Source organism: Duganella sp. GW821-FHT07G03, from assembly GCF_059418605.1.
Genome location: NZ_JBWKQE010000033.1, coordinates 41,752 through 67,668, shown reverse-complemented (window position 1 = coordinate 67,668; position 25,917 = coordinate 41,752). Strand labels below are relative to the sequence as shown.

Below are 25,917 nucleotides of genomic sequence, written 5' to 3'. Positions count from 1 at the left end.
GTCTGATCAGCGTCACTCCGCCCGGCCGCACCTACCTCCTTATTATCCAATGGAGATGCGGTATGCTCAATATACGAGGTCTGACATTCGGACACGACCTCTACCGTACACAGCTGTACGGCCGGGTCCGTGTCCGAATGTCAGACTTGACCCTCAATGAAAACCGCCGGCTCAGAGGCCGGCGGTGGTGGTCTTGCCGGCCTCGATAACCGGGGCCGGCAACTCTTCTTCCAATTCTTTCTTCTGCTTGGGCGCCGGACAGGCGCGGCAGGCGCCGGCCTTGCGGCCGAAATCGGTCACCAGCGACAGCCGCATCGGCACCGCCGCGTCGCCGCAGTAGCCGCCATCGAGCACCAGGGTCTTGCCGCCGTCGGCCAGCTTGCCGCTGATGGTGCGCTCGTCCTCGTCCGGCGGCCGTACCGTGAAATACAACTGCTTGCCGCGCGGGTCGATGGTGACGTCGCTGGCCACCACCGGCCAGCTCAGGCCGCCGGCCGTGTATTCATACAGCACCGTATCGACTTCTGAAAACCGTTGCAAGGTGATGCGCTGCCCGCCGAACTCGCCGCTATCCATGTGGATGCACAGGTCCGAGTACACCAGCATGCCGTAGCGCGGCAGGCTGCCGCCCGGCGCGGCCGGCTTGCGCGCCAGCTTGGGCGCGGCGAACACCGCGCAGGAAGCGAGCAATATGGCGCCGGCCAGCACGGCGCGTCGGGAGGTCGTCATGGTAACGGCTTTCAGAAATGAACAACGGCTGCACCAGGCAGCCGTTGTGGATTCTAACTGATCAGATCAGATTAGAACGAGTGACGCATGCCCAGGTTGAAGGCTTTGTCGCCCGAACCAGCTTCGGTGTTGTTACCAACGGTGTAGCTAGCGCCGTTCTTGTTCTTGATCTTAGCGAAAGCAACATAGGTGCTGGTGCGCTTCGACAGAGCGTACGAGTAGCCAACTGCCCACTGGTCCGCATCGTGGTTAGCGACTTCTTTGTCGTTCTTGCGGGTGTACGAAGCCATCAGGGTGCCGTTAGGACCGATAGGAGCGGTAGCGCCGATCAGAGCAACGCTGCTGTCGCGCGAAGCGGTAGGAGCGACGACGTAGCCGAACGGGTTGTTGCCGTTAGCCAGAGCCGAGCTGTTGGTGCCCTTGTCTTTGCTGTAAGCAGCGAAAGCCTTCACCACGACGAAGTCGTAGTTGGCAGCGATCAGGGCGTTGCGGCCGATGTCGGTGCTCAGCTTAGGAGCAACGGTGTCGTTGTTGCGTGCATTGTAAGCAACGCGAACGTTCAGAGGACCGTTCGAGTAGCCAGCCCATGCGCCGATTTGGCGTTGTGCCGATGCGTCGCCAGCTTGCTCGCCTACCGAGTAGGACACTTCGCCCTGGAAGCCTTCGATCGATGGCGACTGGTACACGATAGCGTTGCTGTTGCGGGTGTTGTTGCCAGCCACGCCGAACAGGTTCTTGGCGGTACCAGCGTAGCCCAGTGCGAACGGGTCAGCCACGTCACGCAGGGTTTCGTAGTAAGGGGTGTACTGACGGCCCAGGGTCAGCTGGCCGGCGGTGGTCGACTTCAGACCAACGTACGATTGACGGTTAGCGATCGAACCAGCAACATCGGACTCACCGGTGTCAACTTTAACGCCCGATTCCAGCACGAAGACAGCGCTCAGACCACCGCCCAGATCTTCCGTACCTTTGAAACCCAGACGGGAGGCCGAGCCTACGCCGCTGGTTACTTTGGTGGTGTTGGCAACGCCGCCGCGCTCGCTGACGATACCGGCATCGACGATACCGTAGATCGTTACGTTCGATTGTGCAAATGCTGCCGAGCTCATTGCGCCCAGGACGGAGATAGCGATAAGGGATTTTTTCATTACGTGTTTCCTTCAGTTGTGTTGCTGTAAAAAGGTAAAGCTAGTATTACGGCGTGTTCGGTGCTTATCGGCGCCTTCTGCAGCGCCGTCTATGCGTGAGGGCAAACTCCCCAGCTGCCACTATGCGGTCCCGGCTTGCGGGTCGCGTTCACTTAAGTTGCGGCCGATTGTATCGACGCCGGCTTTATCGCAGCGCAAAATGCGCCAGAGGCGGCACTATACTGATGCTTTGCTTGTCGATCAAGTGTAAAAGCGTTCATCTTGCCTGCCTTTACCCCTGCCCGTTTTCAAAACAGCAGCATTTTACCGCATCGCAATATTTCCTGCCGAGTAAGCCTAACTAGCCCGGTAATTCCGCCCGATGCATCCATTGCAGCATCCCGTTGTGCAGGCTGCCCGAGTGACAAATGCAAGCGCTAGGCATGCGTGACTACATCGTTGTCGGACCAAGTAAAAATAGCCACTTTGCTATTTCTGACGCCATTTTATACTGAAGCACCCCGTCGCTCGCCTCGACTCAATGGTAATAAGCTTACAACTCAGGACTTTGTTTGGCAGTTTATATCGCCAAACTAGCCTCGGGACCAACTTTGCTCATAGTGATAGCCCTTTATTAGTGTAGGAAATTCTGTCGTCTTTGCAAGGTGTTGCACTGCATCAGCAATTTGTAAGAAATTGCTACGTGTTGCCAATTTGAGACACTCTAAACGACAGGTCTTGCAAAATACGATGGAATGCTGTGGGAATCGCGCGGCATCTGCATGAATCCCATGCATGTGGCGCGCCGGCCCGCCGCGCTTGATCTGGCGCACAAAATCGGCGCCGCGGAGGCGATCCGCCCTCGAAATGACGCTCACTGCAACAGTTATTGGGATATTTTTCACATCATTGCAAAATATCTTGTCCATGACAAAGCAAGGGGAAAGCCGATAAACAGTTCATTAGTTCTGTATGTCAACTGTGTGTCGTGGACAAGCACTTTTTCATAGCGAAAACGAAACAAAACCCGAGAGCGCGCACCATACTTTCGGGCGCAAATCGAATGTAAAATGCAGGTCGCGCGCTCCCGGCCTGGCCTGTTCGCGCACTGTGCACCCGGACCCCGTGCCAACCCTCGCGACTGTCAAATAAATGGCGGGCGCTTATGCCTGATGACTATTAAAGTTTCCTCACAAACAGTTCCCAGCACGATCAGCGACGTCGAGCGCGACACCGGCGTCGCCAAGGAAACCCTGCGCGTGTGGGAACGGCGCTACGACTTCCCGCAGCCGCTGCGCGATCCGAACGGCGAACGGGTCTATCCGATCGAGCAAGTCCACAAGCTGCGCCTGGTCAAGCGCCTGATCGACCTGGGCTACCGCCCGGGCAAGGTGATCCAGTACACCACCCCCGAACTGCAGGCGCTGAGCGGCCAGGCCACCGGCGGCCAGCATGGCGCCACGGCCACGCCACCGGTGCTGCAAGCCTACCTGGACCTGTGTCTGAGCCACCAGATGGAGGCGCTGCGCCGCAAGCTGTCGCAGGCGCTGCTGATGATGGGCCTGAAAAGCTTCGTGATCGAGCTGGTGGCGCCGCTGACCGCGCTCATCGGCGAAGCCTGGGCCAGCGGCGCCCTCGCCACGTTCGAGGAACACTTATATACCGAGTCCTTGACGGTGGTCATGCGCAGCGCCATCTTCGCCATGCCGCAGGCCAACGCCAGCAACCTGGGCGCGCCGCGCATCATGCTGACCACGCTGCCGCAGGAACGCCACGGCCTGGGCCTGCTGATGGCCGAGGCGATGTGCGTGGCCGAAGGCGCGCACTGCATCTCGCTGGGCGTGCAGACGCCGCTGCTCGACATCGTCGAGGCGGCGCGGGTGCAGCGGGTCGACATCATCGCCCTGTCGTTCTCGGTCGGCATGAACGCGCGCCAGGCGCTCGACGCCCTGAGCGAGCTGCACACCCGCCTGGGCGGCGGCACCGAGCTGTGGGCCGGCGGCGGCAACGCCGCCTTCAAGCGGCGCCGCCCGCCTTACGTGCGGGTCTACGCCCTGTCCGACATCAGCGCCGCCATCGCCGAATGGCGCCAGCGCAACGTCCCGGCCGCCGGCTAAAACGTTGTCATTCCGGTAGCACGGCCGGGCGGGCGCGCCGCGCTCTGGTAAAATAGCCGCATTTCCCCGTGTCCGGCGCTGCCGGCCATCAGCTTGAAGCGCCCCCCAACCACATGTCCATGTTTAGTTTCTTCAAGAAAAAACCCGTCGCCCCGGAAGTGCCTGAGGTCAAAACCCCGGCACCGGCCCCCACCCCCAGCGCGGCAACCCCGCCCGCCCCCCTGCCCGAGCTGCTCCCGATCGAGGAACCGGCGCCGAAACTGTCGTGGATGTCGCGCCTGAAGGCCGGCCTGTCCAAGACCTCGAACAACCTGTCCATCCTGTTCGTCGGCGCCAAGATCGACGACGAGCTGTACGAGGAGCTGGAAGCGGCGCTGCTGATGGCCGACGCCGGCGTCGACGCCACCCACTACCTGCTCGACGCGCTCAAGCAAAAGGTCAAGGACGACAAGCTGCTCGACGCCGCCGCCGTCAAGGCCGCCCTGAAGCAGCTGCTGATCGAGCTGTTGACCCCGCTGCAGCGGCCGTTCGAGCTGGGCCGCCACCAGCCGACCGTGATGATGATTTCCGGCGTCAACGGCGCCGGCAAGACCACCACCATCGGCAAGCTGGCCAAGCACATGCAGACCCACGGCCAGTCGGTGCTGCTGGCCGCCGGCGACACCTTCCGCGCCGCCGCCCGCGAGCAGCTGATGGTCTGGGGCCAGCGCAACAACATCACCGTGATCTCGCAAGCCTCGGGCGACCCGGCCGCCGTGTCCTTCGACGCCGTACAGTCCGGCAAGGCCAAGGGCCTGGACGTGGTGATGATCGACACCGCCGGCCGCCTGCCGACCCAGCTGCACCTGATGGAAGAGCTCAAGAAAGTCCAGCGCGTCATCGCCAAGGGCATGGAAGGCGCGCCGCACGAAACCTTGCTGGTCATCGACGGCAACACCGGCCAGAACGCGCTGGCCCAGGTCAAGGCCTTCGACGACGCCCTCAAGCTGACCGGCCTGGTCATCACCAAACTGGACGGCACGGCCAAGGGCGGCGTGCTGGCCGCCATCGCCCGCGTGCGCCCGGTGCCGGTGTACTTCATCGGCATCGGCGAGAAGATCGAAGACTTGCAGCCGTTCGTCGCCGCCGAATTTGTCGAAGCCCTGCTGGGCTAACCCCAACGATAAGCCGCCATGATCGAATTTCGCAACGTCTCGAAACAATACTCCCCCGACGCCACGGCGCTGCGCGACGTCTCGTTCACGGTGGCCAAGGGTGAGCTGGTGTTCCTGGCCGGCCCCTCGGGCGCCGGCAAGTCCACCCTGCTGAAAATGATCGCCGCCATCGAGCGCCCCAGCGCCGGCCAGGTGATCGTCAACGGCCAGGACATCGCCCGCGTCAAGCCGGCCGCCGTGCCCTTCCTGCGCCGCAACCTGGGCCTGATCTTCCAGCAGCAGCGCCTGCTGACCGACCGCTCCATCCTGGCCAACGTCATGCTGCCGCTGCTGGTCACGGGCGCCTCGCGCGCCCAGGCCGAGCAGCGCGCGCGCGCCGCCCTCGACAAGGTCGGCCTGCTCGAGCGCGCCCACGCCCAGCCGCTGGCCCTGTCCGGCGGCGAGCAACAGCGGGTGTCGATCGCGCGCGCCATCGTCAACCGCCCGCAAGTGATCCTGGCCGACGAACCGACCGCCAACCTGGACCGCGCCAGCGCCAACCAGGTGCTCGACGCGCTCAAGGCTTTCCATTCGGTCGGCGTCACCTGCCTGATCTCCAGCCACGATGAACAGATGCTGGATGCGGCCGCGCGCGTCATCCATCTCAAGCAAGGTCAACTGGAGGTGGCGGCATGACGCTGTGGTTCCGACAACACCGCTACGCGCTGGCCGCGGCGCTGGTCCACCTGCGCCGCTCGCCCGGCGGCTTCCTGTTCAACATATTGGTGGTGGCGATCGCGCTGGCGCTGCCGTTCACCGGCGTCACCCTGCTCGACAACGTGCGCCCGATGTCCGAGCAGTTGTCGGTCGATCCCGAGATCAGCGTCTTCCTCAAGCAGGACACCCCGCGCGAGCAGGCCGAGGCGCTGGCCGTGTCGCTGCGCCAGACCGTCAGGGACAAGCAGGCCAAGATCATCTTCACCCCGCGCGAAAAGGCGCTCGACCAGCTCAAGGACAAGAGCGGCCTGGCCGACGTGCTGACCACGCTGGGCGACAATCCGCTGCCGGACAGCTATGTGCTCAAGCTGGACGCCTTCCGCAACGCCCAGGCCGGCGGTGACGTCGACCAGCTGGCCGAGCAGATCCGCGCCCTGCCCGGCGTCGACACGGTGCAGGTCGACTCGGCCTGGGTCAAGCGGCTGGCGGCGCTGCTCAACGTGCTGCGGCTGGCGCTGCTGCTGCTGGCGGCCACGCTGGGCACGGTGGTGATCGCGGTCATCTTCAACACCATCCGCCTGCAGGTGATGACCCAGCGCGAGGAAATCCTGGTGTCCAAGCTGATCGGCGCCACCGACAGCTTCATCCACCGCCCCTTCTATTACACCGGCGCGCTGCTGGGCCTGTGCGCCGGCGGCGTGGCGCTGGGCGCGGTGTCGCTGGCGCTGCATCCGCTGAACCTCGCCATTGCCGAATTCGCAAGATTGTACGCCTCCGAGTTCCAGCTGGCGCCGCTGCCGCCGCTGGCCATGGCCGGCCTGCTGGCGCTGTCGGCCGGCCTCGGCCTGGTCGGCGCGCTGCTGTCGGTGCAGCGCCACCTGTCCCGCCTGAACTGATCCCCCGTCCTTCCGTGCGTCCCCGCACGGAAGCGCCCCTCCCTGCCCGCTTAGCATTAAGTCCAGCCTAAGCTCCGGCGCGCATGCTGGTTCAAACACCTCCATGATGCTGAAAAACCTCATAGCGTTTTGCTATCGAGGCAATTAATATCTGGTGATTGGCACTCGACGAAGGAGAGTGCTAATATACGTGGACTGAAGAGCAAAACAATTCTCTACAGCATCAAGCAACATTAAGAATAAGCACTATCATCGAGCGAAGGAATGAATATGACTATGATGTCCGCACCGACTGCCTTGGTACCTGCGACCAATAGCGCCCTGGGACTCGGGTTCACTGGCAACCTGGGCAACCTGGACGCCTACATTTCGGCCGTCAACCGCCTGCCGATGCTGACGCACGACGATGAAATTTCGCTGGCCAAGCGCCTCAGGGATAAGAACGACCTCGGCGCCGCCCAGGAACTGGTGCTGTCGCACCTGCGCCTGGTGGTGTCGATCGCCCGCGGCTACCTGGGCTACGGCCTGCCGCACGCCGACCTGATCCAGGAAGGCAATATCGGCCTGATGAAGGCGGTCAAGCGCTTCGACCCGGACCAGGGCGTGCGCCTGGTGTCGTACGCGATGCACTGGATCAAGGCCGAGATGCACGAGTACATCCTGAAAAACTGGCGCCTGGTCAAGGTGGCGACCACCAAGGCGCAGCGCAAGCTGTTCTTCAACCTGCGCAGCCACAAGACCGGCCTGGACGCGATGACGCCTACGCAGATCGACAGCCTGGCCAAGTTGCTGGACGTCAAGCGCGAAGAAGTGATCGAGATGGAAACCCGCCTGAGCGGCCGCGACATCGCGCTGGAATCGCCGAACGACGACGAAGACGACAAGTTCGCGCCGATCGCCTACCTGTCGTCCGAAGCGAGCGAGCCGACCCGCGTGCTGGAAGCCGAACAGGTGACCCGTTTGCAATCGGAAGGGCTGGAACAAGCGCTGGGCAAGCTGGACGCCCGTTCGCGCCGCATCGTCGAAAGCCGCTGGCTGGCCAACGACGACGGCTCCGGCGCCACCTTGCACACGCTGGCGGAAGAATTCGGCGTCTCGGCCGAGCGCATCCGCCAGATCGAAGTGGCCGCGCTGAAAAAAATGAAGGGCTCGCTGGCCGCCTACGTGTAAGCGCCCCGGGCCCAGTCATAGAAAAAGCCCCGTGTGGCGGTGCGACGAGCTTGAGCGTCGCATGCGCACACGGGGCTTTTTTCCGTTTTACGCTGCCAGGCTTTGCGCCAGCAGTTCACCGACCAGCTCGTTCAGGTCGATATCGCGTTGTTTCGCCCTGGCATGCAGCTGCTGCACCAGGTCGCTGTTCAGCTTGACCGCGAACGGCACCAGCCCCAAGGCTTGATCGCGCTTGCGCTGCTCCCGCTTGTCGACCACCTCGGCCACCTTGCCGAAGCTGGCGCCGCCAGGGGCGGACATCTGGCCCATTAATTTTTTAGCGTCGCTTTTCGCCATGCCGGTCTTTTTCATTTTGTTCAGTCAATGTGATTCAGGGCCTCCATTCTACGGCACATAGTTTGACCCAGCGCTGTAAAGCTGCGGTTCGTGCGACACGCGCATGATCTTTTTGCTAAGCTTGCCGTCTACTTCGAGGGAAGAGGTATTTATGAAATCCACATTATCCAGGCAGTTGATCATCCTGCCGCTGCTGGTGGCCATGCTGGCCCTGCTGCACGCCTGCGGTTCCGCGTCCGCCGTCAACCGCGCCGCCGCCGCGCCGCAGGCGTTCTCGCAGACCTACGTCCTGACCCAGGGCGCCAGCGTGGCCATCGCGCCGGCCGCCACGCCCGGCCTCAGCGGCGCCACCGCCGGCGCCCCCAGCCTCAAGCTGGAGCGCGTCAACGACAGCCGCTGCCGCGTCGGCGCCGTCTGCGTCTGGGCCGGCTACATCAGCTACAGCTTCGCGCTGACCGCGCCCGACGGCACCACCAGCAGCTTCGTGCTGTCCGACAGCATGCCCAACGCCAGCGCCAGCGTCACCCAAAACGGCCTGACCTTCACGCTGACCGGCGTCGAACCGCAGGCGGTCCCAGCCAAGAATGAAACCACGCCGGATTATCGGGTAAGCTTGAGGGTGAGCAACGCACCTTCATCCTAACCCGGACCCAGCGCCCCCATGACCCAGCCCCGCCGCCCCGCCCGTACCGTTCTCGTTTCCTCCATCATCCTGACGTTGATCCTGCCGCCGGCGGCCTGGGCCAAGACCCCGGTCGCCACCGGCAGCGGCGGCGCCGTCGCCACCATCAGCGAACCGGCGTCCCAGGCGGCGCTGGCCATCCTCAACAAGGGCGGCAACGCCATCGACGCCGCCGTCGCCGCGGCCGCCACCCTGGGCGTGACCGATCCGTTCAGCTGCGGCATCGGCGGCGGCGGCTTCATGGTCATCTACCTGGCCAGGGACAAGCGCGTGATCACCATCGACCACCGCGAAACGGCGCCGGCCAACTTCACGCCCACCGTGTTCCAGCAGGACGGCAAGATCATGGACTTCGACACCGTGGTCGCCAGCGGCATGGCGGTCGGCGTGCCAGGCACCGTGCGCGGCTGGCACGAAGCGCTGGACCGCTACGGCTCGATGTCGTTCAAGCAGGTGCTGGCGCCGGCCATCGCCGTGGCCAGCGACGGCTTCGCCGTCAACGCCAACTTCACCCACCTGGTCGAAGACAGCGAGGCCAAGTTCCGCATGTTCCCCGACACCGCCGCGCTCTACCTGAAGAACGGCAAGGCCATCCAGCCCGGCAGCATCCTGCGCAACCCCGGCCTGGCCAAGGCCTACCGCGAACTGGCGGCCGGCGGCGTCAAGGCTTTCTATGATGGCAAGATCGGCCGCGCCGTGGTCGACGCCGTGAACCAGCCCAAGGTCGCCAGCGGCGTGCAGGTGCGCGCCGGCCAGATGACCATGGCCGACCTGGCCAACTACGAAGCGCGCCTGCGCCAGCCGGTGCACAGCACCTACCGCGGCTACGACTTGTACGGCATGCCCCTGCCGAGCAGCGGCGGCATCGCCATCGCCGAAGCGCTGAACATCCTCGAAGGCTACGACCTCAAGGCCATGCCCAAGGAGAAGGCCGAACACCTGTACCTGGAGGCGAGCCGCCTGGCCTTCGCCGACCGCAACGCCTACCTGGCCGATCCGGAGTTCGTCGAAGCGCCGGTGGCCGGCCTGCTGAACAAGGACTACGCCGCCCGCCGTCGCGAGCTGATCAACCCGAACCAGGCCAGCGTGCAGGCGCCGGCCGGCGATCCGTATCCGTTCCAGAACGACATCAGCGTGCCGCTGCGCCCCAACGCCAACAAGCTGCTGGCCGAAGGCGCGCACACCACCCACCTGACCGTGTCGGACAAGGACGGCAACATCGTCTCCTACACCTACACCATCGAATCCTGGGGCGGCAGCGGCATCGTGGTGCCGGGCTATGGCTTCCTGCTGAACAACGAGATGACCGACTTCGACTTCTCAGGCCCTGCGCCCAACGTGCCGGAAGCGGGCAAGCGTCCGCGCAGCAGCATGTCGCCGACGCTGGCCTTCAAGAACGGCAAGCCGGCGTTCTCGATCGGCAGTCCGGGCGGCGCCACCATCATCACCACCGTGCTGCAAACCATCTTCAACTACGTCGACCTGGGCATGAGCATGCCGGACGCGTTGAACGCGCCACGCCTGTCCGAGCGCAACGGCACGGCGACCGACGTCGAGCCGGGCTTCGCCGGCAGCGCGCAGGCCAAGGCGTTGGAGAAGACCGGCCAGCACTGGAACACGCCGGAAGAAATCGGCGCCGCCAACGCGCTGGTGTTCAACCCGGACGGCACCATCACTGCCGTCAGCGAAGGCCACCGCCACGGCGCCGGCAGCGCGCTGGTGCAGAAAACGGCGCACTAAGCATTCAACTGAAGACCGGCATGCGGGCATTGGGCGAGCGGCGATAAGTCCAGCTCAGCGTCCGCAGCAAAGTCGATTCAGCTTGCGCGTCCAACGCTGACATCAGCGCCTGCATCGCGCCGGTAGCCAAGGCGAGCGCCAGCGCCTGCCCCGGACACGCATGCGCGCCATGACCGAAGCCGAACTCGCGGCCTTCGCCGCGTGGATCGCGCCCTGCTGCGGCCAGCACCAGCAATATCGTTTGCCCCGCCAGCAAAGGCACGCCGCCGATCTCGCAATCGCGCGCCACGAAACGGCGCGTGTTCTGGATAGCCGGATCGAGACGGCTGACCATGCGCACCAGAGCGGCGGCATCTTCCACGCCGCTGCGCTCATCTGACGGTTGACGCGCCAGCGCCAGCACGCTGTTGCCGATCAGGCCGGCCGTGGCTTCGTAAGTCTGCGACAGCAGGCCGACCAGATTGGCCAGCAAGCCATACGACTCGCTCCACCCCACCGCCCGCGCCTCGGCAATCACTTGCGACAGCGGGCTGTCCTGCGCCGCCGATGATGCGGCCTCGCGCAGCAATTCCTCGAAACTGCCCAGCAGCGCCAGCGCCGCCGCATGCGCGCGCGCGATCTGCGACGCATCGCTGTACGGCGACAGGCAAGCCACGAACTCGCCCATCCACGCCGCCACCGCCGGCAACCGGCTGTCCGCAAAACCCAGCAGACTGGCCATCGCCGACACCGGCGCCTCGAACATCCACGCCGCCAGGCCATCGTCACACCACAAGCGCCGGCCGATCAACTCCGCCCGCTGCTGCGCCGCCTGCGCGCTCACGCCGGCCAGCGCCCGCTGCAAGGCCAGCTTGGGCACGGCATGCCGCTCGCCGTCGTTCATGCGCACCAGCGCGCCGAACACCTGCCCCGCCGCGCCGCCCGCGATCGCCGCCGGCACCGGCTCGGCCAGCGGCCGCACGCGACAATCGGGATGCCGCATCACCGCCATCACGTCGGCGGCGCTGGCGGCGATCCACAGCCCAAGATCCGCGTCGAAACGCAATCCTTGCAGTGCCGCCAATTCGTCGTAGTATGGATAAGGGTCGGCATGCGTCACCGCTGCCAGCGCGTGTTGGGGATGGTTTGTATTCATGTGGCCAGCATGCCACCATTTTCACCGCGATAGTTAGGCCTGCGCCGAAGTAAGCCAGCAGCTAAGCCATGTTTAAGAATCAGCCAACAAACTAAGCCACCGACACCACTCTGGGGAATGCAATGAAAAACTGGGCACGCGCCAACAAAGGCTTCTTACTCTTCCTGATGCTGTTCGGGATCTTCCGCACCGCCGTCGCCGACTGGAATCCGATCCCCTCCGCCTCCATGCACCCCAACCTGCTGGAAGGCGACGTGGTGTTCGTCAACCGCCTGGCCTACAACGTCAAGGTGCCACTGACCGACGTCGTCATCGGCACCACCGGCGAACCGCAGCGCGGCGACATCGTCACCTTCTCCTCGCCCAGGGACGGCACCCGCCTGATCAAGCGCGTGATCGCGCTGCCGGGCGACCGCGTCGAAATGCGCAACGAGCAGCTGATCATCAACGGCCAGCAGGCCGGCTACTCGGCCCTCGGCCACGCCACCGAATCCGTCAAGGGCCTGGGCGACATGGCCGCGCTGCACGTCGGCGAAGCCATCGCCGACGCCCGCGCCCACTCCATCCAGCTGATGCCGCAAGTGCAGGCCCGCCGCGATTTCGCGCCCGTCACCGTGCCCGCCGGCCAGTACATGATGTTGGGCGATAACCGCGACAACAGCGAAGACTCGCGCTACATCGGCCTGGTGCCGCGCGCCCTGCTGATCGGCCGCGCCGAACGCGTGCTGGCCTCGGCCGACATCACCGGCAACTGGCATCCCCGCACCGAACGCTTCGGCATGAGCCTCTACCCGTCACCGTAAAAAAAATCGTGGAGCGGCTTGCGCCGTCCACGATATAAAAGTTGCATCGGCAACGTCCGAGCAACTACTGGACACTCGGTCTAGCCCGCAAATACCGGGCCTTAGAACGCCACCCTGACGCCAACGCTGAAGCGTCGGCCAACATCCTCGAAGGTCAGGAACTGGCTCTCGTTATTGGCATATTCATGCATTTTTGAATTGTTCAAGTTAATCGCGTCGACATAGACCGCCACCGAGCGCGACACGTTGTAGCGCAGGCTGGCATCGGTCTGTCCATATGCTGCGCGGGTGCGCGGCAGGGTGCTGCCGCCGCCACAGTCGACCGAAAAACGGTTGCGCCAGTTGTAGCTCATCCGCGCCTGGAAGTCGCCGTTTTCAAAGAAGACCGAGCCGTTATACGATTGCGGCGACAAGCCGGGATAGCCGCAAGCGGGCGCGCCGCTGTCGCTGTCGCGGGTCGCGTTGGCGTCGACATAGGTGTAGTTGGCCGCCACACCAAATCCTTGCAACAACGGAATAGCGCTATCGAAGGCGTATTGACCTGCCACCTCCACGCCCTTGATTTTCCCTTCTTGCCCATTCCGCACGCGGGTGTCATGCACGATCTCGTTGAACTGCGGGATCTTCATGTCCACCAACTTTGTCTCAAGAAAGTTGGAGACCTTCTTCAGAAATATGGCGCCACCGATGAAATTGGTCTTCGACAGATACCATTCATACGACAGGTCCAGGTTTTTTGACTGCATAGGCTTCAGGTATGGATTGCCGCCGCCGGTTTGCACATCGCCGAAGCGTCCGCCGTAGGTATTATCAACACCCATTTGACTCAAGGTCGGGCGCGTCTCCGTTTTGGAGGCCGCCAAACGCAAGAGCATGGCGCTGGTCAGGTCGAACTTCAGATTGGCCGACGGCAGGAAGCTGTTGTAGCTATTGCTGACCGTGGTCGTGGTGCTCGGCCCCCAGTTGGAAATAAACGTCGTATCGTTGGGGCTCTTGACCGCCGACAGCAAGACCCGGCTGGTGCCGGTGGACGTGGAGTTGACGTGCACCATGCGCAGCCCCGCGTTCATGGACCAGCCGGCGCCTTCCCATTTGCTGTCCATGAAGACGCTGGAGACTTTCTCCTTGACGCCCCACATCGACGGCGTCGTGTAGTCGATCGCCATGGGGCCGTTCGGATACTTCGTCAGATTGGAATACGTCGCCGGATCATTGGATTGCCCCAACAACGCGGGCTGATTCAAATAGTTCATGTAGGCATACGGATCGTAACTGAGATAAGCGGCAGGCGTTTGTCCGGCGGCGCCAAAGAAGTTATCCATCGGCGTCACCGTGAACAGGGAGGCCGGCAAAGCAAGGTGATAACCGCTGAAGGAATTCCAGGCGTCGTTCTTCCACTCGGTTCGTTCAACCCCGCGCTGCGAATACGCCATTCCGGCATCAATGCCCTTGAAATAGCCGGCCTCGTGATCCCAGGACAAACTCAAGCGCCCTTCATGCAGGGCGTCGAGGTTGTTGACGTCGCCATTGGATACGGCATGGGCACGCACCGATGTGGGATCGGTGACGCCGTCGCCCAAAGCCAGCACGGGAGTGCTGCCAAAGGTCAGCAGGTCGCCATGTTTGGGCACGATGCCGGCCACCATGAACATATCAGGCGTTTTGGAGGTCGAGCGTGAACTCGACACATCGCCTTCCAGTTTCCAGTCTTGCGACAGCTTCCATTTCGAGTTCAAGCCAAAGGCCTGCGTGATCGACAGGCGGTCGCCGCCCTTGACGATCATGTCGTTGGCGTTGACGTCGGATAAAGGGTTGCCATTCCCCACCAGCGCCGGGTTGTTCGCGTAAAAGATCGAGCCCGGACGAATGAAACTGGTCACCTGCTTGTTGGTGTCATACTTGACAGCGAGCTGGGCTGGATTGTTCCAGTCGCTGAAGGCAAACACATTGTTTTTCTGGTCGAGACGGGAATACAGGGCGTCGGCGGTGATTTTCCAGGTCGGCGACGGGTTGTATTGAACCGTGACATTGGCGACCAGGCGCTTGCGGCTTTCCTCTTCCTGCTGATAGCCGAAGCTCGAAGGCATGTAGAGCTTTTTATTGGACACATTGGCCATCGTCAACCCTTTGGAGTTGAGATCGCCGTCGATCATCGTGACATCCCGGTAAGTCCAGCCGTCGTTGATGGCCTTTTTCTGCTTGGAAGCACGATCGGTGTAGGAGAGCGACCCGACCACGCCGAACGTCCGCGTCTCATTGGCGAAGGACCACATGCCGCTCAGGTTGGGCGTGTTCTTCTTCGAATTCGTATCGTAGGCATCGGAAGCATTGACCACGGCGGAGTAGCCCGCCTTCCCCGAGAGCGGCCGCGCCGTTTGGATGTCCACCGTCGACCCGATCCCGCCCTCCGGCAAGAAGGCTTGCGAGGTCTTGTAGACCAGGACTTTCGAAATCAGGTCGGAGGACAGCAAATCGAAGGAAAATTCCCGGCCGCCGGTGTCGCTGGTGATGGTCCGGCCGTTGACCAGGACGTTGTTAAACTCCGGCCCCAAGCCGCGTACGGAAATGTAGCGCCCTTCCCCGCCATTGCGCTGGATTTGTATGCCGGTAACCCGCTGCAACGATTCAGCGATATTTGTGTCTGGAAACTTCCCGGCATCCTCGGCCGAGACCGCGTCAACCACACCGTCTTGCAGCCGCTTGGTCGATAACGACGAGGCGAGCGAGGCGCGAATACCGGCGACGACGACTCGCTCCAAGTTATCAACGGGCGCTGGCTCAGCCGTGGTTTGCGCGGAGGCGCCAACTGACATCAGCATTTCAGCTATGAGCCCGGCCAATATGGTTTTACGCAAAGTATTTTTCTGCATGTTAATTATCTCCCTGTGTATCTTTTTTATGAATTTTGGAAATTTCCAAGCGCCTGCATGGATAGACCTGTTGCCGGCAGACGCCATGAGCGGCGCGAACATCCGCGTTCAGGCCGGGAATTGAATACTAGATGTGAAATACCTCGATTGCAATCGTTTGCATTGAATGTATTTGAATATCTATCTGGCATTGATTTGATTTGTTGTTAATCACAATTAGCAATAACAATAAACGTATAGATGTATGAAATTTTTCGTGTTTTTGCCCGCACCACATGTACGTGATTAACAACGCATTAACTCATCGGTCCGTATATTTGAATTGCAATCGTTTGCAATATAATTGTTTTGCATCTAGTATTCACCTCGCAATACCGGAACCGAATGCGAGTTTCGAACCAACAACTAATAATTAAGGAGTCGTCTATGTCACCCTATCCTCTCGCCGTCAGCGTCTTGGCGCTGTCCGCGGCATTTTCAACGCCGGCAGGCGCGCAAACCGTCACGGTCACGTCTCCCGATGGCCGCAATGTGGTCACGCTCGATAGCGACAAACTCATGTACTCCGTCAGTCGCGACGGCAAGCCCATCATTAATCCCTCGCCGCTCGGCCTGGTGCTCGATTCGATCCAGCTCGGCGCCGGCGCCAAGCTGGCCGGGCAAGCGGCAAGCAGCGTCAACGACACCTACCACATCGTGGTTGGCAAGGCCGCCAGCGCGCCCGATCACTACAACCAGTCCGACCTGGCGTTCACCGCCGGCGACAAGGCATTCAAGTTCAACATCCTGGTGCGCGCCTACGACAACGGCGTGGCGTTCCGCTATGCGGTGCCGGAGCAGGCCGGCGTGAGCGCCTTCAAGGTGAGGACCGAAACGACCGAATTCAGATTCGCCAAGGATTTCGATTGCTGGGGCTCCAATATCGGCCGCTTCGATTCCAGCTTCGAGGCCGAGTACGACCAGGTCAAGGCATCGAAGATCCGCAACTCCCACAACTTCATGGCGCCGCTGGTGTGCAAGACCGGCCAGGGCCAGACCACCTTCGCCATCGCCGAGTCCGACGTCAATGGCTACCCGGGCTTCTACCTGTCCGGCCGCGGCGATGGCGGCGTGGGTGTGGGAGTAACCCTGCCGCCGCGCTTCGACAGCGATCCTTACACGCGCTTCAAGAGCATCGTTTCCGCCGACGTCAAACTGTCCGGCAAGGGTTTCAAGACGCCTTGGCGCGTCGTCATGCTGGGCGACACGCCGGGCGCGCTGACCGCTTCCTCGCTGATACCGACGCTGGCGACGCCGTCGCAGGTCGCGGACACCAGCTGGATCAAGCCGGCCAAGACCTCCTGGGACTGGTGGAACGACTGGGCCGTCAACCTGCCGAACGCCGGCATCAACACGGCCACCTACAAGGCCTTCGTCGATTTTTCGAAGGAGATGAAGCTGGACGACATCCTGATCGATGAAGGCTGGTCGATCGGCAGCGATATCGAACCGCGGCCGGGCTCGGACGTGACGCGCGCCAAACCGGTCATCGACATGCCGGAACTGCTCAGCTATGCCCAGTCGCAGGGCGTGGGCGTGTGGTTGTGGCTGCAGTGGCAGCAACTGGACAAGCAGATGGACGCCGCCCTGGCGCAGTACCAGGCCTGGGGCATCAAGGGCATCAAGGTCGACTTCATGAACCGCAACGACCAGGAGATGGTCGAGTGGTATCACAAACTGCTGGCCAAAGCCGCGGAGCACCACATCATGGTCGATCTGCACGGCGCCATGCCGCCGAACGGCATGAACCGCACCTGGCCCCACCTGATGACCCAGGAAGGCGTGCTGGGCGCGGAAAGCAACAAGTGGAGCGCGCGCATCACCGCCACCCACAACGTCACCCTGCCCTTCACCCGCATGATACTGGGGCCGATGGACTACACGCCGGGCGGCTTCCAGCATGTCTCCGCCGCCCAGTTCAAGCCGCGCAACCACTCGCCGATGGTGCAGCACACCCGCGGCCAGGCGATCGCCATGTACGTGGTCTACGACAGCCCGTTCCAGATGGTCTCGGACGGTCCCGCCGCCTACAAAACCGCCGATGGCAAGGGCTGGGCCGACGGCGCGGAGTTTATCCAGACGGTGCCAACCTCGTGGGATGAAACGCGCGTGCTGGCTGGCGATATCGGCCAATTCATCGTCACAGCCCGCCGCAAGGGCGACAGCTGGTACATCGGCGCCATGACCAATGAACAGGCACGCAGCGTCAAGGTGTCGCTCGACTTCCTGGGCAAAGGCAACTACAGCGCGCGCGTCATGCAGGACGGCGCCGACGCCAGCCACCTGACCGTCGCCGAGCGCAAGGTGCTGGCAAACCAGAGCCTGACTTTAAAGCTGGCGCCGTCCGGCGGCGCGGTGGTGGTGTTGCGACTCACCAGCCCTTAACGCAGGACCGCCCCTCCCCGCCGGCTCCCGGCAATGCTATGATCAGTAGAAAATCTCATAACATTGTCGGGAACTTTATGATCGAATTCCAGGGACTGTCCAAAGTCTACGGCGGCTTCAATGCCGTCAAACCCCTGAACCTGGCCGTCCGGCGCGGCGAGGTGTTCGGCTTCCTCGGCCCCAACGGCGCCGGCAAGACCACCACCATCCGCATGATGATGGGCATCCTGGTGCCCAGCGCCGGCCAGGTGCTGATCGACGGCCTCGATTGCCACGCCGAGCCGGCCGAAGTCAAACGGCGCGTCGGCTACCTGCCCGACACCCCCATCTTCTACGACTACCTGCGCGGCCGCGAGATCCTGCAATTCGTCGGCGAGATGCACGGCTACTCACGCGCCGAAGCGACCGAGCGCGGCGCCCGCCTGCTGGCCGAATTCGGCCTGGAGGAAGCGGCCGAAGACTACGCCGTCAACTACTCGCTGGGCATGAAGAAGCGCCTCGGCCTGGCCTGCGCGCTGATCCACGATCCGGCGGTGCTGATCCTCGACGAACCGATCAACGGCCTCGATCCGCGCGCCTCGCGCGACGTGCAGGAGCGCCTGCTGGCGGCGGCCGCGCGCGGCGTCACCATCTTCGTCTCCACCCACTTGCTGGACATGGCGGAAAAGCTGTGCGACCGCGTCGGCATCATTCACCACGGCCAGCTGGTGGCCACCGGCACCCTCGACGAGATCCGCGCCGAAGCCTCGGCCAGCGGCTCGCTGGAAGACGTGTTCCTGAAGATCACCGACGAAGCCGCAGAGGAGCACACCCAATGACGCAGCAGGCGGCACAGCCGCTGTCGCCGGCGCGCGCCATCTGGCTGATGACCAAAATGCGCCTGACCCGCCAGCGCAACATGGTGGCCAATAACCTGTTCCGCAAATTCCGTAAAAAGAAGGCGCGCGACGGCATCTCCGGCAAGAAGAGCAGCCTGTGGGTGCTGACCCTGGTCATGGTGCTGTTCATGGCCTTCTCCTTCGTCAGCCTGTCGCGCAACGTGGTGCTCAACATGGGCTGCCACTTGGTCGCCGACAGCGCCTGCCACGTGGTCGACAAGGACGGCGAGCGCCGCGATAACATGGAGCTGACTGCGGACGAGCTGCATCAGGCGCCGTTCCAGCCCGAGCTGGCGCACGGCCTGACGATGGTGGTCACGCTGCTGTTCGGGATCGCCGTCCTGCTCCCGCTGGGCAGCAAGGAACTGGCGCAACCCGACTGGGATATGGAATGGCTGGTCACCATGCCGGTGGAACGCTCCACGCTGTTGTGGGGACGCCTGCTGGAACGCAGTGCCGCCAACTTCAGCGGCATGTTCGCGCTGCTGCCGCCGCTCGGCATCATAGGCTGGTACTCGGGCCTGGGCTGGTTCGCACCACTGGCCGCGCTGGCGGCCCTGTTCGTGCTGCTGCCACTGGCCGCGCTGCTGCATACGCTGGCCGACACCGGCTTGCGCATGTGGCTTCCGGCATCCCAGCTGCGCAACCTGCAAGCCGTCACCGGCTTGTTCAGCATGCCCCTGATGTACTTCGTCATGGCGCTCGGCATGCCCGGCGCCAGCGGCTTCGTGATGGACTGGGCGCGCGCCTTCCCGGCGTGGGGCGGCTGGACGCCTCCCGGCCTGGTGCTGCAAGCGATGCAGGCATCGAGCCTGGCGCACGCCGCGCAGGCCATCGCCCTGCTGCTGGTCCAAACCGCGGTGCTGATATGGGCCGGCGTGGCGCTGATGCGCTACCAGCTGCGCAACGGCGTCGTCAACGCGGGCGCGCGGGAGAGCGTGCGGCGCAAGCAGCCGGCCGTCGCCGGCGCAGCGGCGCGTGGCGGCCTGCGCGCCCGGCTATCGGCCAGCATGTCGCCGATCAAGCGCCGCGAGCTGCGCCTGCTGAGCCGCGACCGCAACTTCCTGGTGCAGACGCTGGTGCTGCCGGTGGTGATCGTGGCCAGCCAGATGATCTTCAACGGTAAATTGAGCAGCTTCGAAGAACTGGGGCAGCACCACACCACCACCGCCGCCATCGCCTTCGGCATCGGCGTCTACGTGCTGATGCTGTCGGCCTTCCAGACGCTGAACAACGAAGGCCAGGTACTCTGGCTGCTGTACACCGTGCCGCGTTCGATCGAGAGCGTGTTGAAGGAAAAGGCCCAGCTGTGGGGCACGCTGACGATGGTCTACCCGCTGGTCGTCATCGGCATCGGCGCCTGGTACACCACGCACTTCGACTGGTCGATGCTGGTGCTGCTGCTGACGGTCTTCGCCGGCATTCCGATCTACTCGCTGATCGCCGTCTCGCTGGGCGTGTTCGCCTGCGATCCGCAGGCGGTCGACGCGCGCGCCCGCGTGCGGCCGACCTACATCTACCTCTACATGCTGCTGGCCAGCTTCTACACCTGGTCGATCTACAGCAACGTGTGGTCGCAGAAACTGGTGGTGATGGTGCTGATCGCATCGATGGCGCTGGCGCTGTGGCAGAAGGCGCGCGACGCCCTGCCCTATCTGCTGGACCCGGCCGCCGCGCCGCCGCCGCGCGTCTCCACCTCCGACGGCCTGATCGCCGCCACCGCATTCTTCATCATGCAGGGCCTGGCCACGCTGCTGATCATGCAGGACACGACGACGCCAACGCTGAAGGCGGTGACCATGGCTTTCGCCGCATCCGGCCTGTTGGTCTACATGCTGATGCGCTTCGTCTACTGGCGCAGCAAGACCACCGGCGTGCCGGCCATCCTGCGCGGCGGCGACATGGTGCTGACGCTGGGCTACGGCGCGATGGCAGCGGTGGTAGCGTGCGCCGTCGGCCTGGCTTACATGGCCGGCCTTCAGCACTCGTCGCTGTGGCCCGAGGTCGCCAGGCAGATGTCCGCGTCGACCGGCACGCGCGGCTGGCTGCTGTTGCTGGCCGTGCTGGCGGCGCCCCTGTTCGAAGAGTTCATCTTCCGTGGCCTGATCTTCGGCGGCTTGCGCCGCTCGATGCCAGCAGTACCGGCAATGATAATGAGCGCCGCCGTCTTCGCCGTCGTCCACCCGCCGGTGTCGATGTTGCCGGTCTTCGTGCTGGGCCTGTGCACCGCCTGGACCTATGAACGCAGCAAGACCCTGCTCGGTCCGATGCTGGTGCACGCCGGGTACAACGCTGTCATCCTGTCCTGGCAATTCTGGATGTAGTTATCAAAAGCCGCCGTGGCAGGAATTGACTGTTTTATGTCATCCTGCCACGTCCCGCGCCCCGGATAATCCCTGCAAAGCCACATACAGGACCATCCCAATGCGCAAACTGATCTACCTCTTCCTGCTGATCGGCCAACTGGCCACCGCCGGCGAAATTCCCGCCTACCAGGACCGCTTCGGCCGCGTCAAACCGGTGGTTGCCGTGGTCGGCGAAAACAGCGGCACCGAATTGACCGATTTCGTCATCCCCTACGGCGTGCTGGCCCGCTCCGGCGGGGTGCAGCTGTTGAGCGTCGCCACGCAAACCGGCCCGTTGACCATGCGCCCGGCGCTGAAGCTCCAGCCCGACGCCACCACCGCCGAATTCGACCAACGCTACCCGCAAGGCGCCGATTACGTGATCGTGCCGGCCGTCGTCAAGCCGGACGACGCGGCGCTGGTGGCCTGGGTTGCCGCGCAAGGCGCAAAAGGCGCCACCATCGTCAGCATCTGCGACGGCGCGCTGGTGGTCGCCAACGCTGGGCTGTTCAAGGGCAAGCGCGCCACCGCGCACTGGGCCACCGAATCCTATCGCAAGGAGCACTACCCCGATACGCAATGGATCAGCAATATCCGCTACGTCGCCGATGGCAAGGCCATCTCCAGCGCCGGCGTCAGCGCCGCCATGCCGACCGCGCTGGCACTGGTGGAAGCCATCGCCGGCGGCGCGCGTGCCAACGAGGTGGCGCAACAGCTGGGCGTCGCCGACTGGAGCACCACCCATGACAGCGACATCTTCCGTCCACGGCTGGGCACCAACCTCACCGCCTACATCACCGGCTACACCAATCAATGGTTCCATGCCCGCGACAGCATCGGCGTGCCGGTGGCCGCTGGCGTGGATGAAATCACGCTGGCCTTCACTGCCGACGCCTGGTCGCGCTCCAAGCGCAGCAAGGTCTACACCGTCGCCGCCAGCGCCGAGCCGTTGCAATCGGCCTCCGGCCTGACCATCCTGCCGGATCGCGTGCAAGGCGCGGCCGACGCGCCCGACCTGCTGCCGGCCAGCGCCGGCATCGCCTTGCCCGGCAAGGCCCTGGACCGCGCGCTGGAAGGACTGGAACAGCGCTACGGCCGCCGCACCGCCCTGCTGGTCGCATTGGAATTCGAGTATCCTTCCTACCATTGAGGCCAACCAAACCAGTTCCGTCATGCCGTCCAAGAAAACCCTGCGCGTCGTACTGCTCGCCTACGACGACATGAACCTGCTGGATCTGTGCGGCCCCTTGCAGGCGCTCGCCACGGCCAGCAAACGCCACACAGGCAAGGGTCCAGCGTTGTACGAAACCATCGTCGCCTCGGCCGACGGCGGCATGATTACCACCAGCGCCGGCCTGCCGCTGATGACGGTCTCCATCGCCAGCCTGGACGGCCTGGTCATCGACACGCTGATCGCACCGGGTGGCTGCAAGGGACAGGAATACTACGCGTCGCCGGCGCTGGTGAACTGGATCGTGCGCCAGGCGCCGCTGGTGCGCCGCCTGTGTTCCGTTTGCGCCGGCGCCTTCCTGCTGGCGGCCGCCGGGCAGCTGGACGGCAAGCGCGCCACCACGCATTGGGAATGGGTAGACCGGCTTCAAAGCCAATACCCCGGCATCAACATCGACGCCGACAAAATCTTCATACAGGACGGTTCGGTGTGGAGTTCGGCCGGCGTCAGCGCCGGCATCGACCTGACGCTGGCGCTGATCGAAGAGGATTACGGCCATCACGTCGCCATCGAAACGGCGCGCCAGCTGGTGATGTTCATCAAGCGCACCGGCGGCCAGTCGCAATTCAGCGTGCCGCTGGCGGCGCAGGCGCACGAAGGCGGACGCTTCGACGACCTGCACGCCTGGGTCGCCGCCAACCTGCACGAAAACCTGAGCGTGGAACGGCTGGCGGAAAAAGCCGGCATGACGCCGCGCACCTTCGCCCGTACCTACGCCAGCCAATCGGGACGCACGCCGGCCAGGATGGTGGAAGCGATGCGGCTGGAGGCCGCGTGCCGCGCGTTGGAGAAGACCATGCTGCCGCTGAAAACCATCGCGGCCAACACCGGCTATGTGGAAGAGCAGAACCTGCGGCGCGTGTTCCAGCGCCAGCTGGGCGTGAGCCCAAGCCAGTACCGCAGCCGGTTCTCCGGCCACGGCGCTGCAGTGAACTAGTCCTTGTACTGCGGACCGGACAACAGAAAGCCGCCCCCCTGGTAAATGGTGGCCACATCATCCTTCGGCGGATAGGCGTCGCTGTCCGGGAAGTTCGCCGCAAACTGCGCCGAGCTGTCCTTGGGATTGAAGCCCAGGTGCGCCGCCTTGCTGTTGTCCCACCAGCTGGCCGGATTGGCCGACGTGCCGAACAATATCGTATGGCCCACGCGCGGCGTGAACAGCGACACCCGCAGCGACTCCACCAGATCATCGTAGCTGAACCACGTCACCAGCATGCGCGGATTGACCGGCTCCGGGAACGATGAGCCGATGCGCAGGCACACCGTCTCGATGCCGGCGCGGTCGTAGTAATAGCGCGACAGCGACTCGCCGAAGCATTTGCTCACGCCGTACAGGCTGTCCGGCCGCATCGGGCTGTCGGCGTCGATGCAGTCGGTGGTCTTGTAGTAGCCGATGGTGTGGTTGGAACTGGCGAAAATCACCCGTTTTACCCCGTGCTTGTGCACCGCCTCATACAGGTTGTAGGTACCGGCGATATTGGCCGCCATGATGTTCTCGAACGTGTTCTCGGTCGAGATGCCGCCAAAGTGCAGCACCGCGTCCACGCCTTCCAGCAGCTTGAACACGGCGGCCTTGTCGGCCAGGTCGCACTGGACGATCTCCTCGCCTTCGCGCGCTTCGCCCATGTCGCCGATATCGGACAGGCGCACCACATCGGCCCAGGGCTTGATGCGGTCGCGCAGGATTTCACCCAGGCCGCCGGCGGCGCCGGTCAGCAGCAATCGTTTGAATGGTTTGGTCATGATTCAGTCTCTTGTTATCAGGTCACCGGGGCCGGGTTGAACAGCACCAGTGCGTTATGCAATTTCCATTTTTCCGCCCATGTGCGGCGGCCGCTGGCGACATCGAGCAGCAGCTGGAACATCTCCCAGCCGACGTCCGCGATCGTGGCCTCGCCGCTGGCGATGGTGCCGGCGTTAATGTCCATCAGGTCATGCCAGCGCGCCGCCAGTTCGTTGCGGGTGGCGACTTTAATGACCGGCACTTCGGCCAGGCCGTACGGCGTGCCACGGCCGGTGGTGAAGATATGCACGTTCATGCCGGCCGCCACCTGCAGCGTGCCGCAAATGAAATCGCTGGCCGGGGTGGCGGCGTAGATCAGGCCCTTCTGCGTCAGCTTCTCGCCCGGCGACAGCACGCCGGAAATCGCGCTGCTGCCGGATTTGACGATGGAGCCCATCGCCTTCTCGACGATGTTCGACAGACCGCCCTTCTTGTTGCCGGGCGTGGTGTTGGCGCTGCGGTCCACGCCGCCGCGCTTGAGGTAATTGTCGTACCACTCCATCTCGCGGATCATCGCCTGCGCCACTTCCGGCGTGGCCGCGCGTGAGGTCAGCTGGTCGATGCCGTCGCGTACCTCGGTCACTTCGGAGAACATCACCGTGGCGCCGGCACGCACCAGCAGGTCGGTGGCGTAGCCGACGGCCGGATTGGCGGTCACACCGGAGAAGGCGTCACTGCCGCCGCACTGCACGCCGACCACCAGCTCGGAGGCCGGCACGGTCTCGCGGCGGCGCAGGTCCAGCGCGGCCAAGTTGATCTCGGCCTGCTTCATGATCGAGTCGATCATCGACATGAAGCCCACATGGGCCGCGTCCTGCAGGCACACCAGCGCCGGATCGGCGCCGCCGCCGTTCTGGATCGGTATCGAACCTTTGGGGAACAGGCGCGCCGGCTGCAGCTTCTCGCAACCGAGGCTGACCACCATTGCCTGCCCGCCGAAATTCGGATTGAGGCTGATATTGCGCAGCGTGCGGATCGGCACCATCGCGCCCGGCGCATCGATCGCCACGCCGCAGCCGTAGGTGTGCTCCAGTCCCACCACGTCGTCGACGTTGGGATACTTGGGCAGCAGTTCTTCCTTGATGCGCTTGACCGCGAACTCCACCACCCCCGCCACGCATTGCACCGTGGTGGTGATGGCCAGGATGTTGCGCGTGCCGACGCTGCCGTCGGGATTGCGGAAGCCTTCAAACGTATAGCCTTCCAGCGGCTCGGCCGGCGGCGGCAGGTTGGTCGATATCGGCAGGTTGACCAGTTCGCGCGCGGGCGGCATCTCCACCTGCGGCTCGGCGACCCAGCTGCCGGCGGCGATGTCGTGCGCGGCGTAGCCGATGGTGACGTTGTAGCGCCGCACCGGATCGCCCTTGGCGATAGCGCACAGCGCCACCTTGTGGCCCTGCGGGACGGCTTCCAGCAGCGCCAGGCCGCTGGCGAAGACCGCGCCGGCAGGCAGGCCGCCGTCGTTGACGACGATGGCGACGTTATCGTGGTCGTGCATGAGGATGTAGCGCGGCGTACCTGTGATCGTCGGTGTCGGCATGTGGATTCCTTGTCTTCCTGTTCCGGGCCCTGCGTCCCGGCGAACGTTGTTTTTCGCGTTATTTGGTGCGCTGCAAAAGTGGTCAGGCCACTTCCCATCGGGCCGGGCCAGCGCGGTTTGTGGCCTAGGCACCACAGGCGGAAACGGCTTGTTTGCTGGGCTACAGCCCTGTAAACTCCCCCTTCCCGCAGCTGCATGACGATTTTAGTATGACAGCTAAAAATTAATTTGGCTAGTCCACATTGCGTATTTGGTCTGACC

20 protein-coding genes are annotated in these 25,917 nt (G+C 63.5%); 13 read left to right on the top strand and 7 right to left on the bottom strand.

Annotated features, from left to right (window positions below):
• Window positions 1–171 precede the first annotated feature (171 nt).
• Complete coding sequence (locus AC07OK_RS28725; RefSeq protein WP_494693470.1) at window positions 172–729, bottom strand: hypothetical protein; 558 nt, start codon at window positions 727–729, stop codon at window positions 172–174.
• Between the two features lie 71 nt (window positions 730–800).
• On the bottom strand, window positions 801–1,877 hold the full coding sequence (locus tag AC07OK_RS28720; RefSeq protein ID WP_494693469.1) for a porin: 1,077 nt from the start codon (window positions 1,875–1,877) through the stop codon (window positions 801–803).
• 1,151 nt (window positions 1,878–3,028) lie between these two features.
• Here AC07OK_RS28720 and AC07OK_RS28715 point away from each other — a divergent pair.
• The 5 genes from AC07OK_RS28715 to rpoH all read left to right on the top strand — a co-directional run bounded on the left by AC07OK_RS28715 (window position 3,029) and on the right by rpoH (window position 7,889).
• Complete coding sequence (locus AC07OK_RS28715) at window positions 3,029–3,973, top strand: MerR family transcriptional regulator (RefSeq protein WP_494693468.1); 945 nt, start codon at window positions 3,029–3,031, stop codon at window positions 3,971–3,973.
• A gap of 119 nt (window positions 3,974–4,092) precedes the next feature.
• A complete protein-coding gene (ftsY, locus tag AC07OK_RS28710) occupies window positions 4,093–5,127 on the top strand; it encodes a signal recognition particle-docking protein FtsY (protein WP_494693471.1) in 1,035 nt (344 codons plus the stop codon).
• Between the two features lie 18 nt (window positions 5,128–5,145).
• Window positions 5,146–5,802, top strand: a complete 657-nt coding sequence (locus tag AC07OK_RS28705; protein ID WP_494693467.1) for a cell division ATP-binding protein FtsE — start codon at window positions 5,146–5,148, stop codon at window positions 5,800–5,802.
• The gene (gene ftsX, locus AC07OK_RS28700; RefSeq protein WP_494693466.1) at window positions 5,799–6,719 is read left to right on the top strand and encodes a permease-like cell division protein FtsX; all 921 of its coding nucleotides are present in this window, start codon (window positions 5,799–5,801) and stop codon (window positions 6,717–6,719) included. The genes AC07OK_RS28705 and ftsX overlap by 4 nt, the downstream gene beginning before the upstream one ends.
• 270 nt (window positions 6,720–6,989) lie before the next feature.
• Window positions 6,990–7,889 (top strand): RNA polymerase sigma factor RpoH, encoded by a 900-nt coding sequence (gene rpoH, locus AC07OK_RS28695; RefSeq protein WP_494693465.1) that lies wholly within the window; start codon window positions 6,990–6,992, stop codon window positions 7,887–7,889.
• Between the two features lie 87 nt (window positions 7,890–7,976).
• Here rpoH and AC07OK_RS28690 read toward each other — a convergent pair whose 3' ends face one another.
• Complete coding sequence (locus AC07OK_RS28690) at window positions 7,977–8,240, bottom strand: hypothetical protein (RefSeq protein ID WP_494693464.1); 264 nt, start codon at window positions 8,238–8,240, stop codon at window positions 7,977–7,979.
• Window positions 8,241–8,376: 136 nt separating this feature from the next.
• Here AC07OK_RS28690 and AC07OK_RS28685 point away from each other — a divergent pair, with 136 nt between their 5' ends.
• Window positions 8,377–8,868: a hypothetical protein gene (locus AC07OK_RS28685; RefSeq protein WP_494693463.1), complete on the top strand. Its 492-nt coding sequence runs from the start codon at window positions 8,377–8,379 to the stop codon at window positions 8,866–8,868.
• An 18-nt stretch (window positions 8,869–8,886) separates the two neighbouring features.
• Entirely contained in the window at window positions 8,887–10,647 is a 1,761-nt protein-coding gene (gene ggt, locus AC07OK_RS28680; RefSeq protein WP_494693462.1) for a gamma-glutamyltransferase, read from the top strand.
• Window positions 10,648–10,651: 4 nt separating this feature from the next.
• On the opposite strand, the gene AC07OK_RS28675 is transcribed toward ggt, so the two are convergent.
• Window positions 10,652–11,782 (bottom strand): cytochrome P450, encoded by a 1,131-nt coding sequence (locus AC07OK_RS28675; protein WP_494693461.1) that lies wholly within the window; start codon window positions 11,780–11,782, stop codon window positions 10,652–10,654.
• Window positions 11,783–11,904: 122 nt separating this feature from the next.
• Between AC07OK_RS28675 and lepB the strand changes: the two genes are divergently transcribed.
• Complete coding sequence (lepB, locus tag AC07OK_RS28670) at window positions 11,905–12,585, top strand: signal peptidase I (RefSeq protein WP_494693460.1); 681 nt, start codon at window positions 11,905–11,907, stop codon at window positions 12,583–12,585.
• A 101-nt stretch (window positions 12,586–12,686) separates the two neighbouring features.
• Here the strand turns inward: lepB and AC07OK_RS28665 are convergent, their stop codons facing one another.
• Window positions 12,687–15,455 (bottom strand): TonB-dependent receptor, encoded by a 2,769-nt coding sequence (locus AC07OK_RS28665; RefSeq protein WP_494693459.1) that lies wholly within the window; start codon window positions 15,453–15,455, stop codon window positions 12,687–12,689.
• Between the two features lie 426 nt (window positions 15,456–15,881).
• Between AC07OK_RS28665 and AC07OK_RS28660 the strand changes: the two genes are divergently transcribed.
• The 5 genes from AC07OK_RS28660 (at window position 15,882) to AC07OK_RS28640 (ending at window position 23,270) form a co-directional block, all read left to right on the top strand.
• Window positions 15,882–17,879 (top strand): glycoside hydrolase family 97 protein, encoded by a 1,998-nt coding sequence (locus tag AC07OK_RS28660; RefSeq protein ID WP_494693458.1) that lies wholly within the window; start codon window positions 15,882–15,884, stop codon window positions 17,877–17,879.
• A 77-nt stretch (window positions 17,880–17,956) separates the two neighbouring features.
• A complete protein-coding gene (locus AC07OK_RS28655) occupies window positions 17,957–18,697 on the top strand; it encodes an ABC transporter ATP-binding protein (RefSeq protein WP_494693457.1) in 741 nt (246 codons plus the stop codon).
• A complete protein-coding gene (locus tag AC07OK_RS28650) occupies window positions 18,694–21,081 on the top strand; it encodes a CPBP family intramembrane glutamic endopeptidase (RefSeq protein ID WP_494693456.1) in 2,388 nt (795 codons plus the stop codon). The genes AC07OK_RS28655 and AC07OK_RS28650 overlap by 4 nt, the downstream gene beginning before the upstream one ends.
• Window positions 21,082–21,181: 100 nt before the next feature.
• A complete protein-coding gene (locus tag AC07OK_RS28645) occupies window positions 21,182–22,252 on the top strand; it encodes a DJ-1/PfpI family protein (RefSeq protein ID WP_494693455.1) in 1,071 nt (356 codons plus the stop codon).
• Between the two features lie 22 nt (window positions 22,253–22,274).
• Window positions 22,275–23,270: a GlxA family transcriptional regulator gene (locus AC07OK_RS28640; RefSeq protein ID WP_494693454.1), complete on the top strand. Its 996-nt coding sequence runs from the start codon at window positions 22,275–22,277 to the stop codon at window positions 23,268–23,270.
• Here AC07OK_RS28640 and AC07OK_RS28635 read toward each other — a convergent pair.
• Both AC07OK_RS28635 and garD read right to left on the bottom strand, forming a co-directional pair.
• Entirely contained in the window at window positions 23,267–24,076 is an 810-nt protein-coding gene (locus AC07OK_RS28635; RefSeq protein WP_494693453.1) for an NAD-dependent epimerase/dehydratase family protein, read from the bottom strand. The two genes, AC07OK_RS28640 and AC07OK_RS28635, sit on opposite strands and share 4 nt — an antisense overlap.
• Window positions 24,077–24,093: 17 nt before the next feature.
• Window positions 24,094–25,656 (bottom strand): galactarate dehydratase, encoded by a 1,563-nt coding sequence (gene garD / locus AC07OK_RS28630; RefSeq protein WP_494693452.1) that lies wholly within the window; start codon window positions 25,654–25,656, stop codon window positions 24,094–24,096.
• Window positions 25,657–25,917: the final 261 nt, after the last annotated feature.